Genomic DNA, 13,127 nt, shown 5'->3' with positions numbered 1-13,127 from the left:
GGCGCCCTCAGGTAGATGTCGGATTCTCGCCAGCCAGTGCCATGACCATGGCCGATGCTGGGAGGTATGCAGAACGGGATGCACACCGACACCGAGCGCTGCGTACGCGCCGTCCAGTCGAAGGACGCCCGCTTCGACGGGTGGTTCTTCACGGCGGTGCTGACCACGCGGATCTACTGCCGACCGAGTTGCCCCGTCGTGCCGCCGAAGCCGGAGAACATGACGTTCTACCCGAGCGCCGCCGCCTGCCAGCAGGCCGGGTTCCGGGCCTGCAAGCGGTGCCGCCCCGATACGAGCCCCGGCTCGCCCGAGTGGAACCAGCGCGCGGACCTCGTGGCCCGCGCGATGAGGCTGATCGGTGACGGGATCGTGGACCGCGAGGGCGTGCCGGGCCTGGCGACACGGCTCGGCTACAGCACCCGGCAGATCGAACGGCAGCTCCTCGCCGAGCTGGGCGCCGGACCGCTTGCCCTCGCCCGCGCCCAGCGCGCCCAGACGGCACGGCTGCTCATCGAGACGACCCCGCTCCCGATGGCCGACATCGCCTTCGCGGCGGGCTTCTCCTCCATCCGCACCTTCAACGACACGGTCCGCGAGGTCTTCGCCCTCTCACCGAGCGAGCTGCGCACCAGGGTCCCGAAGAACCGGGCGAGCGATGCCAACTCATCAGGCACACCAGGGGTGTTGAGCCTGCGCCTGCCCTTCAGGTCCCCGCTCAACCCCGACAACCTCTTCGGCCACCTCGCCGCCACCGCCGTACCCGGCGTGGAGGAGTGGCGCGACGGCGCGTACCGGCGCACCTTGCGGCTGCCCTACGGTCACGGCGTCGTCGCGCTCACTCCGACGGCCGACCACATCGGCTGCCGGCTCACCCTCACCGACATGCGCGACCTGACCGTCGCCATCAGCCGCTGCCGCCGCATGCTCGACCTCGACGCCGACCCGGTCGCGGTCGACGACCAACTGCGTACGGACCCACTGCTGGCCCCGCTCGTCGACAAGGCGCCGGGCCGCCGGGTGCCGCGTACGGTCGACGAGGCCGAGTTCGCCGTACGGGCCGTGCTGGGCCAGCAGGTCTCCACAGCCGCGGCGCGTACGCACGCGGCCCGGTTGGTCGCGGCGCACGGAGAGGCGGTCGACGACCCCGAAGGCGGGCTCACGCACCTCTTCCCGTCCGCGGAGTCGCTGGCGGCCCTCGACCCCGAGGCGCTCGCCATGCCGGCCACCCGCCGGGCCACCCTCACCACTCTCGTCCGCCAACTGGCCGACGGAACACTCCACTTGGGCGTGGAGAGCGACTGGGCGGAGAGCCGGGCCCGGCTGCTGGCGCTGCCCGGTTTCGGGCCGTGGACCGTCGAGGTCATCGCCATGCGCGCCCTCGGCGACCCCGACGCCTTTCTGCCCACCGACCTCGGAGTCCGGCGCGCCGCCCAGGAGTTGAGCCTGCCGTCCACTCCCACCGCGCTCACGGCACGCGCCGCGGACTGGCGGCCCTGGCGCGCGTACGCCGTCCAGTACCTGTGGGCGACCGACAGCCACCCGATCAACTTCCTTCCCGCATGACTCCGGCCCGAGGACCTTCAGTGAAACAGCACACAGTGATCGACAGCCCCTACGGCCCGCTCACCCTCGTCGCCGCCGACGGCGTCCTGTCCGGCCTCTACATGACCGACCAGCGCCACCGCCCACCGGAGGAGACCTTCGGCGAACCGGACGACACCCCCTTCACCGAGACGATCGACGAGCTACGGGCCTATTTCGCGGGCGAGTTGAAGGAATTCACGATCCGACTCCACCTGGACGGAACCCCGTTCCAACGCTCCGTCTGGGAACAGCTTCGGAAGATCCCGTACGGCGAGACCCGTTCGTACGGTGAACTCGCCGACGCCCTCGGCAATCCGAACGCATCCCGCGCGGTCGGCCTCGCCAACGGCAAGAACCCCCTGGGGATCATCGTGCCCTGCCATCGGGTCGTCGGCGCCAATGGCAGCCTGACCGGTTACGGCGGCGGTCTGGAACGCAAGCGGCAACTGCTGGACTTCGAACGGGGAGAGGCGGACACCGCACTGTTCTGAGCGGGGTGACTGCCCCCATTCCCCGTTCTCCCGTCCGCTGCCGATCAGCCGGCCAGGCCCCGCAGCAGCGCGGGCAGGGCCGTGCCGATCGGCTCTCGGACGACCTCGTCGGCGCAGTCGTCGTAAGGGGTCGGCTCGGCGTTGACGATGACGAGCCGTGCGTCGTGGTCGGCGGCGATTCCGGCGAGGCCGGCGGCGGGCTGGACCTGGAGGCTGGTGCCGACGGCGATGAAGATCTGGCATGCCTTGGTGATGGCGACGGCCTCGCCGAGGACGACGGGGTCGAGCCGCTCACCGAAGAACACTGTCGCCGACTTGAGGATCCCGCCGCACTCCAGGCAGGGCGGGTCCTCCTCCCCGGCCTCGACCCGGGCGAGGGCGTCCTCCATCGGCCCGCGCGCATGACACTTCGTGCACACGAAACTCCGTGCGCTGCCGTGCAGTTCGAGCACTTTGCGAGTCGGCATCCCGGCGAGCTGGTGCAGCCCGTCCACGTTCTGTGTGATCACCCTGACCGGCACCCCGGCCCGCTCCAGTTCGGCCACGGCCAGGTGTGCGGCGTTCGGCTCCGCCTGCAGTGTGCGGTTCTTCCGCCGCATCTGCCAGGACCGGCGCCGGATCTCCGGATCACCCATGTAGTACTCGTACGTCACGAGCTTCTGCGCCTCGGGATCCCGCTGCCACAGCCCGTTGGGGCCGCGGTAGTCGGGGATCCCGGAGTCGGTGGAAACACCTGCGCCACTGAGCAGAGCGACGAGCGGCTTGTTCATGCGCCGAGGGTAGGTCGCGTGTGCACGCGGGGCGAGCGGATATCGGGCGCCCGCACAGCACGCGTCGCGCCGGTCACCGGGTCATGCGGGCGGCGGAGGTGAGGAATCCAAGGACTCAGGCCACGGGACGGCCGTTCTCCAGTTCCACCGTCCCCGCGCCCGTCGCGAGCACGTCCAGGGAGGCGAGTACCCGGCCGCCCAGGGAACCCGAGATGTACTCGGGGAACGCCTCGCGGGCCACGAGGCGCCAGGACAGCAGTTCCTCCTCCTGGAGCCGGATCGCCTTGAACTGGTCCTCCGACAGGACGCCCCCGTCGTACAGGTACGCCACGATCGGCGGCCGCGTGGTGGCGGGCACCCAGTCCACGGCGAGCAGCCTGCCGATCTCCAGGTCCAGGCCGATCTCCTCCAGCGTCTCCCGGCGGGCGCCCTGCCGCGGGGTCTCGCCGTCGTCGGACTCGACGGTTCCGCCGGGCAGGGCCCACCCGTCGCGGTAGTTGGGCTCGACGAGCAGCACACGGCCCTCGGCGTCACGGAAGAGCGCGGCGGCACCGACGAGGACCCGGGGGAGTCCCGCGATGTACGTGGCGTAGTCAGGAGTCGTCATTGGGGCAGCGTAACGAGGCAGGACCGGCGCCCGGGCAAGATCACCCGGGAGTAATCCTTACGAGGCCGCCGCCCCGGCGGTCAGCGCGTCACGGCCCCGGCGGGCAGCTCGGCACTCACCGCCAACCGCACTGTCCGCTCCGCCAGTTCACTGATCCGTACGCCGTCGAAGCCGAACACCGCGCTGTGCACGGTGTCCTCCAGCGGGACCGTCCACTGCGGGGGAATCGCGGCGGCTCCGCCCAGCACGCCCGCGACGGAACCCGCGGTCGCGCCGTTCGAGTCGGTGTCCAGGCCGCCGCGGACCGTGAGCGCGATGGAGCGGGTGAAGTCGCCCTCGCCGTACAGGAGTCCGGCTGTCAGGACGGCGGCGTTCGGGACCGTGTGGATCCAGCCGAGGCCCGCCGTCTCCTCCGCCGCCGTGTCGAGCGTGTCCTCCCAGCTCAGCCCGGTCTCGTGGAGCGTCATCACCCGGCGCACGGTACGCGCCAGGCGGCTGCTCGCCGGGATCACCGTGAGCGCGGTGTCCAGGGCGTCCCGCACGGTCGGCGCGGTGAACGCGGCGGCCACCAGCGCGGCCGCCCACATCGCCCCGTACACACCGTTCCCGGTGTGGGACAGGACCGCGTCCCGGCGGGCAAGGGAGGCCGCGCGGCGGGGCAGGCCCGGGCTGGTCCAGCCGTGGATGTCGGCGCGGATGAGGGCCCCGATCCACTCCTGGTACGGGTTGTCGTAGGTCGCCGTCAGCGGCGGCTTCAGCCCGTTCGCGAGGTTCCGGTACGCCGCGCGCTCCGCCGTGAACGTCTGCAGATACGGCAGCCGCAGCAGCCACAGGTCGCCCACCTGCTCCGTACTGAAGCCGAAGCCGTGCGTCTCCAGGAGGTGCAGACCGAGGATCGCGTAGTCCACGTCGTCGTCCCGGCAGCTGCCGTGGATCCGGCCGCGTACGCACCTGCGCCACTCCGGCCGCAGCACGAACTCCTCGCTCGGGCCGGCCGGCTCCGGCAGGTAGTCGGTGAGCGGCAGGGCGTCGGCCTGCCGCAGATAGCGGTCGATGCGGTCCCGCGTCCAGTAGTCACCCCGCTCCACCGGTTTGCCGAGCATGTTGCCCGCGATCCGGCCGAGCCAGCCGCCGAGGACGCGGTCCGCGAGATCGTCAACGCCCACAGGGGTCATACACCCGGTGTACCGAATTCCCGCCGGTCCTGCCCGCTGTACGTAAATCCGGCACCGCACCACATGAGAGGCTCGTCGGGTTTTAGTCGTATTGCGGTTGGGGGCCCGTGATCCGGGGCCCCGAGAACTGGGAGATCCATGAAGTCGATGAGCCGTACGACCGTCCTGGCGGCAGGTGCCGCCGCGGTCGTCGCCGTCCTGTCCGTCACCGGCGCGGCGCCCGCGCAGGCGGCGCCCGCCGAGCCTCTGGTGAACACCGGGGACATCGGTGTGCGGACCGGGGATGTCGACGCCATGGAGGACATCCTGGAACACATCAGTGTGCCGTTCGGGGGCAGCGGGACGCTGACGCATCAGCTGTACGACTCACGCGGCGCCGACGCCGGCTGACCCGCGGCCGCTGTCCGGGACGTGAGAACCGCCCTGGGCAGCGGCCCCCTCCTCCGGTTAGGGTCGCAGCGGCGCGACTGCCTTGACGTGTGCAAGGCCCGAAGAGCAAGGGGAATGCAAGGTGGCGGACGCTGCAGTGAATCGGAGCCGGGGCCGGAACCAGCGGGTGCTCATCGCCGCGGACAAGTTCAAGGGCTCGCTCACGGCCGTGCAGGTGGCCGAGCGCGTGACGGCCGGACTCCGCAGGGTCGCGCCGCGGGTCGAGGTCGAGGCGCTGCCGGTCGCCGACGGCGGCGACGGCACGGTCGACGCGGCGGTCGCCGCCGGGTTCGAGCGGCGTGAGCTACGGGTCGCCGGGCCGCTCGGTCACGAGATCACCGCCGCGTTCGCGCTGCGCGACGACACCGCCGTCGTGGAGATGGCCGAGGCCAGTGGCCTGCAGCGACTGCCCGCCGGGTCCTTCGCGCCGCTCACGTCGTCCACGTACGGGTCAGGGGAGCTGCTCCGGGCCGCGCTGGACGCCGGGGCGCGGACGATCGTGTTCGGCGTCGGCGGCAGCGCCACCACGGACGGCGGGGCCGGGATGCTGGCCGCGCTCGGGGCGCGCTTCCTCGACGAGGACGGCGAGCCGGTGCCGCCCGGAGGAGGCTCCCTGGGACAGCTCGCCACCGCGGACCTGTCCGGCCTGGACCCCCGCCTCTCCTCCGTCGACGTCGTCCTCGCCAGTGACGTGGACAACCCGCTGACCGGCCCCAAGGGAGCGCCGACGGTGTACGGGCCCCAGAAGGGGGCCTCGCCCGACGATGTGGCGGTACTGGACGCGGGGCTCGCGCACTTCGCCGCGGTGCTGGAGAAGGCGATCGGGTCGAAGGCGGCGGAGTATGCCGTTGCGCCCGGGGCCGGGGCGGCGGGCGGTATCGGGTACGGGGCCCTCGTGGGCCTCGGTGCGAGCTTCCGCCCAGGCATTGAGGTCATGCTCGACGTGCTCGGCTTCGCCCCCGCGCTGGAGCGGGCCACGCTGGTGATCACCGGTGAGGGGTCCCTCGACGAGCAGACCCTCCACGGCAAGGCTCCCGCCGGGGTCGCGGCCGCCGCCCGGGCCGCCGACAAGGAGGTCATCGCGGTCTGCGGCCGCCTCGCCCTCCCGCCGGAGGCCCTCGGCAGGGCCGGCATCCGTCGCGCCTATCCCCTCACGGACATCGAGCCCGACGTCTCCCGCTGCATCGCCGAAGCGGGGCCGATCCTGGAGGACGTGGGCGAACGAATCGCCCAGGACTTCCTGATCTGACGCGCCGACACTGCCCGCTGCCTTTCCTCGCCCCCGCCGCCCCTACCCATTCCCGTCCCCTGGGGCTCCGCCCCAGACCCCGTGGGGTGCGATTTCGGGTGCGGGCCCGGCTGTGGCTGATCGCGCAGTTCCCCGCGCCCCTGAAAACCTAGGGGCGCGGGGAACTGCGCAATCTTTTGGGGGTTCGGGGGCGGAGCCCCTGAGTAGTGACGGGAATTGGTAGGGGCGGCGGGGGCGAGAAAACCCTCAGCTCAACCGATACGCATCCAACGCCAACGTCATCTCGATCAAATCCCGAGGCCGGGCCAACGACCGGGACGTCAGCTGTTCCAACCGCCGCAAGCGGTTGAAGACCGTGTTCCGGTGGCAGTACAGACGCCCGGCCGCCCGCCCCGCAGACCCCTCACACGCGAGCCACACATCCAGCGTCTCCAACAACACCGCCCGATCCGCCGGTTCGAGTTCGAGCAGTGACCCGAAGACGTCGGACACAAGCCGCCCCGCCAGCTCGGGCTGGCTCACGACGAGCGCGGTCGGCATCCGCTGATCCAGCCGCACAACCGCCGTCGCATCGGGCGGACACGTACGAAGCGCCAGCTCGGCCAGCCGCCGAGCCCGCCCGAGCTCGGCAAGCCCGGCGACGACGGGACTGATCCCGCCGGGCCCCGAACAACGGCCGTCCAACGCGTGCGCGACCCCGTCGAGCCCCTGCCCGTCCGCAAGGGCCACCACCCCGACCTCACAGTCGGCCCGCATCCGCCAGATGAACCGGAACCCGTCCCCCTCCACGGGCCGCCGGTACGACTCCCGCCGCTCGGACCGCAGCACGACCACGGCATACGGCCCCCGCTCGGGAAGATCGAGCCCGGCAGCGGCGCGAGCCGCGAGCCCGGGCGCCTCCTGCCCTTCGAGGAGCGCGTCGAGCAGGGCCTGAAGCCGCTCGTCGGTACGCCGCCGAAGCTCCATCTCGGTCGCCCGGTACGCCTCGGTGGCCACGGCGGCCTGCGCGTCCACGGCGGACCACACCATGGTCGCCGAACGCATCAGCACCACGAGCCGCTCCGGCTCCTGCAAGGCCGCCGCACCCTCCTCCATCAACGCGTCCCACACCAGATACCCCGCGGCGCGATACGCGTGCACGAGCAGCTCAAGCGGCAACCCCTGCTGGGCCCGCCGCCGCCCGGCCTCCTCCGCGTACTCCAGGTCGCGGCGGGGCGAGTCCCGGGGCGCGGAGATCGTCTGGATCCCGATCCGCATCGCCTCCTCGGCCTCCCGCCACTGCTGGTCGTACGGCAGGAACTCCCCGTAGACGGAGGAGTGTTCGGCAAGCTGCCGCATGTGCTCGTCGACGAGCTCCGGCAGCCGTTCCAGCAGCGCTGTACAGGACTCGGTGAGCAGCTTCCAGTCATGACCGGTACGCCTTCTGCGGGCTCCCATGGCCGGAGGATGCCACCGGTGGGCCGCCCCGCACAGGCCCCTGACACGCGGTGTTGTGCGCGCGCACAACGCACGGCCGCGCCCGCTGGTCACCCGCAGCGATTCGCCCGCACCCCGTGGACGGACGCCCCCGCCGGTGCTGTGGTGAGCGCCACACGGGGCGAGAACAGGGGGAGTTCGATGGGTGGTTCGGATGGTTCGGGCGGTTCCGGGCTGGTCGTTCACGACCTGTCGGTCGGATACGGGCCCGTACGCGCACTGCGCCAGGTGTCCCTGGAGGTGCCCGAGGGGGCCGTGGTCACCGTCCTCGGCGGCAACGGCGCGGGCAAGTCGACCCTGCTCCGGGCGGCCTGCCGGACGCTGTCCTTCCACGGCGGCGCGGTCACCGGCGGCACGGTGAGCCTGAACGGCCGCCGCCTCGACGGGCTGTCGCCCGACCGCGTCGTCGCCGCCGGAGTCTCCCAAATACCGGAAGGGCGGCGGGTGTTCGCCCGGATGACCGTCGCCGACAACCTCCGCGCCGGGGCACTGGGAGCCACCGGGGGCCGGGCCGGCCGGGCCGCCGCCCTGCGCCGCGTCCACGAACTGTTCCCCGTCCTCGCCGACCGCGCACAGCAGCGCGCCGGCCTGCTGTCGGGCGGGGAACAGCAGATGCTCGCGGTCGGCCGCGGCCTGATGGCCACCCCGCGCATCCTGCTCCTCGACGAGCCGTCCCTCGGACTCGCCCCGCTGATGGCCGAGCGGATCGCCGACACCGTGCGGGAGATCAACGCCCAGGGCACCTCGATCCTGCTCGTCGAACAGAACGCCGCCCTGGCCCTGCGGCTCGCCTCCCGCGCGTACGTCCTCGAAGTCGGCGAAGTCACCCTGTCGGGGCCGGCGGACGAGCTGGCCGCCTCCGACGAGGTGCGCCGCCGCTATCTGGGCGTCGTCGACGAGGACGCGGCGGCCGACGCCGAGCGGGCCCGCACCACGCATCCGGTCCTGACCCGCTGGAAGGGGTGAACACCGACATGCCGAGCGACGCCATGCCCAGCGACGGCACACCGGGCGACGGCACACCGGGCGACGACGAGCCGGACCCCGCCCGGCCGCACAGCCGACGGGACCCGACAACCAGACCCGACCACACCCGGACGGACACCACCCGGTCGGACTCCCCACCGCCGGAGCCCAGTTCGCCGACCACCGACGTCCCGCCGCTCCACGTAAGGGAGTTGACCGTCCGGTTCGCGGGCCTCACCGCCCTGGACGCCATCGACTTCACCGTGCGCCCCGGCACCGTGCACGCCCTCATCGGCCCCAACGGCGCCGGAAAGTCCACCTGTTTCAACGTCCTGTCCGGGGTCTACCGCGCCACCGCCGGCAGCGTCCTCTTCGGCGAGCACGAACTGACCGGCATGCCTCCGCACCGCATCGCCGATCTGGGCGTCGCCCGCATCTTCCAGAACCTCGCGCTGCCCCCGCTCGCCACGGTCGAGGACAGCCTGCTCCTCGGACGCCACCGGCTCACCCGAACCGGCTTCCTGTCAGCGGGACTTCGCCTCCCCGCGGCGGCCCGCGAGGAGCGCCGGCACCGTGAACGCGTACGCGAGATCGCCGAGTTCGTCGGCATCGCGCCCTACCTCGGCCGCCCGGCGGGCTCCCTTCCGTACGGGCAGCAGAAGCTCGCCGAACTAGCCCGCGCCCTCTGCATGGAGCCGCGCCTGCTGCTCCTGGACGAGCCGGTCGCGGGCATGACCGCCGACGAGCGCCGCCGAACCTCCGCCGTGATAGCGGGAGTCCGCGACAGCCTCGGCATCTCGATCGTCCTGGTGGAACACGACATGGGGGTGGTGATGCGGCTCGCCGACGCGGTGACCGTACTCGACTTCGGGCGCCTGATCGCGGACGGCGCCCCCGCCGACGTACAGAACGACCCGGCGGTCGTACGCGCCTACCTGGGAGAGCGCCGCTCGGGAGAGGAGAACGCCTCGTGAGCACCTTCGCCGAACTCCTCCTCAACGGGGTGTCGATGGGGTCGGTCTACGCCCTCATCGCCCTCGGCTTCGTTGTCATCTTCCGGGCCACCGAGGTCGTCAACTTCGCCCATGCGTCACTGCTGTTGGCGGGCGGGTACGTCACCGCGACCCTCCACGACGACATCGGCTTCTGGCCCGCGCTGCTGGTCGGGATCGCGGGGGCCGCGGTGGTCGGCGCGGCCGTGGAGTTCCTGGTGATGCGCCGATACCGGGGGTCCGACCACAGCGTCCTGGCCATCGTCACGATCGGCGTGGACATCCTGCTCACCACCGAACTGACCCGCCGCATCGGCACGGACGTGCTGCCCCTCGGCGACCCGTGGGGCGATGCCGTGCTCACCCTCGGCCCCATCTCCCTCGCCCACACACGCATCGCCGCCTTCGTGGCCGCTGCGCTGCTGATCACCGTGTTCCTGCTCGCGTTCCGCTACACCTCCTGGGGCGTCGCGATGCGGGCCGCCGCCGAGAGCCCGGAGACGGCCGCGCTGATGGGCGTACGGCTCGGCAGGGTGTCGCTCGGGGCCTGGGCCGTGGCCGGCGGCCTTGCGGCCGTGGCCGCGCTGTTCCTGACCGTCTTCCCGACCCCCGGCCTGGAGAGAGCCACCTCGCTCGCCGCCCTCAAGGCCTTCCCCGCCGCGATCCTCGGCGGCCTCGACTCCACGACCGGAGCCCTCGTCGGCGGGCTGCTCGTCGGCGTCACCGAGTCCCTGGCCACCGGCTACCAGAGCGAACTGACCTTCCTGGGCCGGGGGTTGGGCGACCTCGCCCCCTACCTCGTGATGACGGTGATCCTGCTCATCCGGCCCGCCGGGCTGTTCGGCACGAAGGAGCTCGCCCGTGTCTGAGGCCCTCGTGAGACCGCTGCGATCCGCCGCCCGCACCCGTACGTACGTCTGGGCCGCCGGAGCCGTCCTCCTGCTCGCCCTGCCCTTCTACCTGGACCGGTTCTGGCTCCAGGCCGGGCTGTTCGCGATGGCCGCCGCGATCGGGGCGATCGGCATCAACCTCCTCACCGGCTCCACGGGCCAGCTCTCCATGGGCCACGCCTTCTTCCTCGCGGTCGGCGCGTACGGCTACTGCGTGTTCGCCGCGGACGGCGGTGACGGGCTGACCGGCCTCGGCCTGCCGACCTGGCTCGCGGCGGTCCTCGCGGTCCTCGTCGCAGGTCTGGCGGGCGGCCTCTTCAGCCCCATCGCGGGACGGCTGCGCGGCGCCTACCTGGGCATCGCCACACTCGCGCTGATCTTCATCGGCCAGCACGTGCTGTTCAACGCCCGCGACCTCACCGGCGGCTTCAACGGCCGCGACGTACCGCCCCTGAGCCTCTTCGGACTCACCTTCGACGACCGTGAACTCGTCGTCGCCGCCGTGCCGTTCGGCTCGGCGGAGAAGCTCTGGTACGCGGGACTCGTCCTCCTCCTCGGCTGTGCGCTCTTCGCCCGCGGAGTGCTGCGCGGCCGCCCCGGACGCGCCATGAACGCGATCCGGGACCACCGCATAGCCGCCGGGGTCATCGGCGTGCCCGTCGCCCGCTACCGGGCCGCCGTCTTCGTCCTGTCCTCGATGTACGCGGGCCTCGCGGGCGTCCTGCTCGCCCTGGTCTTCCAGCGGACGGTGCCGGACTACTTCGGCATCACGCTGTCGCTCGAATACCTCGCCATGATCGTCATCGGCGGGCTCGGTTCGGTCTCCGGGGCGGTGGTCGGGGCCGCGTTCGTCTCCCTGCTGCCGCAGCTGCTGACCCGCTACAGCGATGCGCTGCCCCTGGTCTCCGCCCCCGGTACGGGCGGGATCGCACCGGGCGAGGCATCCCGGTACCTCTACGGCGCCGCCGTCGTCGCGGTGGTGCTCTTCCTGCCCGGCGGCCTGGTCAGGGTGGCCGCCGGGCGTCGCGTCAGGACCGGTCCACGGTCCATCCCAGGGGAGGAACGATGAGGACGACTTACGCGGCCCAGGTGACCGCAGGAGCGCTCGCCGCGCTGCTCGTGCTGGCCGGGTGCAGCTCCAAGGCCAAGGACGACGACAAGGACAAGGGGACCGCCGCGGGAGAGGTGAAGACCGGCGACGGGATCTCCGGCAAGACCATCACGCTCGGCGTCCTCACCGACATGACCGGCGTGTACGCGACCCTCGGCAAGAGCGTCACCCAGGCCCAGCAGCTGTACGTGAAGCAGCTGAACGCCGATGGCGGTGTCTGCGGCTACAAGGTCGAGCTCACCGTCCGTGACCACGGCTACGACCCGCAGAAGGCCCTCGCCGGGTACACCGAGCTGGAGCCGAAGGTGCTCGGCTTCACGCAGTTCATCGGCTCCCCGTTCGTCGCCTCGGTCAAGCAGCGCATCGACAGCCAGGACAAGGGCCTGGTCCTGCCACAGGCCTGGTCGGCGACGCTGCTCGGCAGCCCGTACATCCGGGTCATCGGATCCACGTACGACATCGAGACGATCAACGCCGTCGACTTCCTGATGAAGGAGAAGGGCATCAAGAAGGGCGACAAGATCGGGCACGTCTACTTCGAGGGCGACTACGGCGAGAGCGCGCTGGTCGGCTCGAAGCACATTGCGAAGGAGGCCGGCCTGACCGTCGTCGAACAGAAGATCAAGCCGACCGACAACGACATGACCGCGCAGGTCGCCGCTCTGAAGAAGGCCGGCGTCAAGGCGGTCGTGATCAGCGCGGGCCCGCGTCAGGCGGCCTCGCTCGTCGGTGTCGCCGCGGCAGGCGGCTTCGGCGTCCCGATCATCGGCAACAACTCGGCCTTCGCCCCGCAGCTCCTGGCGACCCAGGCGGGCCCGGCCCTGATGAAGAACTACTACGTGGCCTCGCCCTCGCTGCCCATCGGCGCGGACACCCCTCAGGCCCAGAAGCTGGTCGCCGACTACAAGAAGGCGTACCCGAAGGACTCCCTCGACAACGGAGTCGTCGCCGGCTGGACCGCGGTCTACGCCTTCGGCGAGGCCCTGAAGAAGGCCTGCGCGTCCAAGGACCTGACCCGCGAGGGCGTCGACAAGGCCCTCCTCACCATCAACTCCCTCGACACGGGCTTCGGCATTCCCCAGGACTTCACCGACCCGAACGCTCCCTCCTCCAAGCAGAGCGTCATCCTCCAGCCCGACAAGACCGTAACGGGCGGCATGAAGGTGGTCAGGGACCCCGAGGCCTCGGACACAGCGACGGCGTACACACCGGCCACCTGAGGCCCGGCTGTTTGGGGGCGCGGGGAACGGCGCAATCTTTTGTCCTTTCAGGGGCGCGGGGAACTGCGCGACAAGCCCCCACACACCCGCACCCACCCGACCACCCAAGGTCACCCCACACGAAGGGCCCCGAACCAATAGGTTCGGGGCCCTTCGACGTCGTACAC

General features: G+C 71.6%; 13 protein-coding genes. 9 read left to right on the top strand and 4 right to left on the bottom strand.

Going from position 1 to position 13,127, the window contains the following annotated elements; all coding sequences use genetic code 11:
- Positions 1–66 precede the first annotated feature (66 nt).
- Both QF035_RS12625 and QF035_RS12620 read left to right on the top strand, forming a co-directional pair.
- Entirely contained in the window at positions 67–1,563 is a 1,497-nt protein-coding gene (locus QF035_RS12625) for an AlkA N-terminal domain-containing protein (RefSeq protein ID WP_307520288.1), read from the top strand.
- 20 nt (positions 1,564–1,583) lie between these two features.
- Complete coding sequence (locus QF035_RS12620; protein ID WP_307520287.1) at positions 1,584–2,075, top strand: methylated-DNA--[protein]-cysteine S-methyltransferase; 492 nt, start codon at positions 1,584–1,586, stop codon at positions 2,073–2,075.
- A 44-nt stretch (positions 2,076–2,119) separates the two neighbouring features.
- Here QF035_RS12620 and QF035_RS12615 read toward each other — a convergent pair whose 3' ends face one another.
- The 3 genes from QF035_RS12615 to QF035_RS12605 all read right to left on the bottom strand — a co-directional run bounded on the left by QF035_RS12615 (position 2,120) and on the right by QF035_RS12605 (position 4,627).
- Entirely contained in the window at positions 2,120–2,845 is a 726-nt protein-coding gene (locus tag QF035_RS12615) for an SIR2 family NAD-dependent protein deacylase (RefSeq protein ID WP_307520286.1), read from the bottom strand.
- Positions 2,846–2,960: 115 nt separating this feature from the next.
- Positions 2,961–3,452, bottom strand: a complete 492-nt coding sequence (locus QF035_RS12610; protein ID WP_307520285.1) for an NUDIX domain-containing protein — start codon at positions 3,450–3,452, stop codon at positions 2,961–2,963.
- Positions 3,453–3,532: 80 nt separating this feature from the next.
- A complete protein-coding gene (locus tag QF035_RS12605) occupies positions 3,533–4,627 on the bottom strand; it encodes an ADP-ribosylglycohydrolase family protein (RefSeq protein WP_307520284.1) in 1,095 nt (364 codons plus the stop codon).
- A gap of 138 nt (positions 4,628–4,765) precedes the next feature.
- On the opposite strand from QF035_RS12605, the gene QF035_RS12600 reads away from it, so the two are divergent.
- Together QF035_RS12600 and QF035_RS12595 are read left to right on the top strand one after the other, a co-directional pair.
- Positions 4,766–5,017: a hypothetical protein gene (locus QF035_RS12600; protein ID WP_307520282.1), complete on the top strand. Its 252-nt coding sequence runs from the start codon at positions 4,766–4,768 to the stop codon at positions 5,015–5,017.
- Positions 5,018–5,183: 166 nt separating this feature from the next.
- Positions 5,184–6,305 (top strand): glycerate kinase, encoded by a 1,122-nt coding sequence (locus QF035_RS12595; RefSeq protein WP_307531071.1) that lies wholly within the window; start codon positions 5,184–5,186, stop codon positions 6,303–6,305.
- A 246-nt stretch (positions 6,306–6,551) separates the two neighbouring features.
- Here the strand turns inward: QF035_RS12595 and QF035_RS12590 are convergent, their stop codons facing one another.
- On the bottom strand, positions 6,552–7,742 hold the full coding sequence (locus QF035_RS12590; protein WP_307520281.1) for a PucR family transcriptional regulator: 1,191 nt from the start codon (positions 7,740–7,742) through the stop codon (positions 6,552–6,554).
- A gap of 180 nt (positions 7,743–7,922) precedes the next feature.
- Here QF035_RS12590 and QF035_RS12585 point away from each other — a divergent pair, with 180 nt between their 5' ends.
- Genes QF035_RS12585 through QF035_RS12565 form a run of 5 tightly spaced genes read left to right on the top strand, consistent with a single transcriptional unit; the run spans position 7,923 to position 12,960 of the window.
- The gene (locus tag QF035_RS12585) at positions 7,923–8,747 is read left to right on the top strand and encodes an ABC transporter ATP-binding protein (protein ID WP_307520280.1); all 825 of its coding nucleotides are present in this window, start codon (positions 7,923–7,925) and stop codon (positions 8,745–8,747) included.
- A gap of 8 nt (positions 8,748–8,755) precedes the next feature.
- Positions 8,756–9,721, top strand: a complete 966-nt coding sequence (locus QF035_RS12580; protein WP_307520279.1) for an ABC transporter ATP-binding protein — start codon at positions 8,756–8,758, stop codon at positions 9,719–9,721.
- Entirely contained in the window at positions 9,718–10,608 is an 891-nt protein-coding gene (locus QF035_RS12575) for a branched-chain amino acid ABC transporter permease (RefSeq protein ID WP_307520277.1), read from the top strand. The genes QF035_RS12580 and QF035_RS12575 overlap by 4 nt, the downstream gene beginning before the upstream one ends.
- Positions 10,601–11,698 carry a branched-chain amino acid ABC transporter permease gene (locus tag QF035_RS12570; protein ID WP_307520276.1) on the top strand — a complete coding sequence of 366 codons (1,098 nt, stop codon included), beginning with the start codon at positions 10,601–10,603 and terminating at the stop codon, positions 11,696–11,698. The genes QF035_RS12575 and QF035_RS12570 overlap by 8 nt, the downstream gene beginning before the upstream one ends.
- A complete protein-coding gene (locus QF035_RS12565) occupies positions 11,695–12,960 on the top strand; it encodes an ABC transporter substrate-binding protein (RefSeq protein WP_307520275.1) in 1,266 nt (421 codons plus the stop codon). Before QF035_RS12570 ends, QF035_RS12565 begins: the two co-directional genes overlap by 4 nt.
- The last annotated feature ends 167 nt before the right edge of the window (positions 12,961–13,127 follow it).

The sequence above is a fragment of the Streptomyces umbrinus genome, assembly GCF_030817415.1.
Lineage (GTDB): Bacteria > Actinomycetota > Actinomycetes > Streptomycetales > Streptomycetaceae > Streptomyces > Streptomyces umbrinus_A.
The sequence above is the reverse complement of the archived record's forward strand: the minus strand, read 5'-3'. Positions and strand labels throughout refer to the sequence as shown.

Bases quoted from the DNA above. Each gene is read 5' to 3' on its own strand.
- QF035_RS12615 (WP_307520286.1), bottom strand. From the start codon at position 2,845: ATGAACAAGCCGCTCGTCGCTCTGCTCAGTGGCGCAGGTGTTTCCACC.
- QF035_RS12610 (WP_307520285.1), bottom strand. From the start codon at position 3,452: ATGACGACTCCTGACTACGCCACGTACATCGCGGGACTCCCCCGGGTC.
- QF035_RS12565 (WP_307520275.1), top strand. From the start codon at position 11,695: ATGAGGACGACTTACGCGGCCCAGGTGACCGCAGGAGCGCTCGCCGCG.
- QF035_RS12600 (WP_307520282.1), top strand. From the start codon at position 4,766: ATGAAGTCGATGAGCCGTACGACCGTCCTGGCGGCAGGTGCCGCCGCG.
- QF035_RS12625 (WP_307520288.1), top strand. From the start codon at position 67: ATGCAGAACGGGATGCACACCGACACCGAGCGCTGCGTACGCGCCGTC.
- QF035_RS12590 (WP_307520281.1), bottom strand. From the start codon at position 7,742: ATGGGAGCCCGCAGAAGGCGTACCGGTCATGACTGGAAGCTGCTCACC.
- QF035_RS12605 (WP_307520284.1), bottom strand. From the start codon at position 4,627: ATGACCCCTGTGGGCGTTGACGATCTCGCGGACCGCGTCCTCGGCGGC.
- QF035_RS12580 (WP_307520279.1), top strand. From the start codon at position 8,756: ATGCCGAGCGACGCCATGCCCAGCGACGGCACACCGGGCGACGGCACA.
- QF035_RS12585 (WP_307520280.1), top strand. From the start codon at position 7,923: ATGGGTGGTTCGGATGGTTCGGGCGGTTCCGGGCTGGTCGTTCACGAC.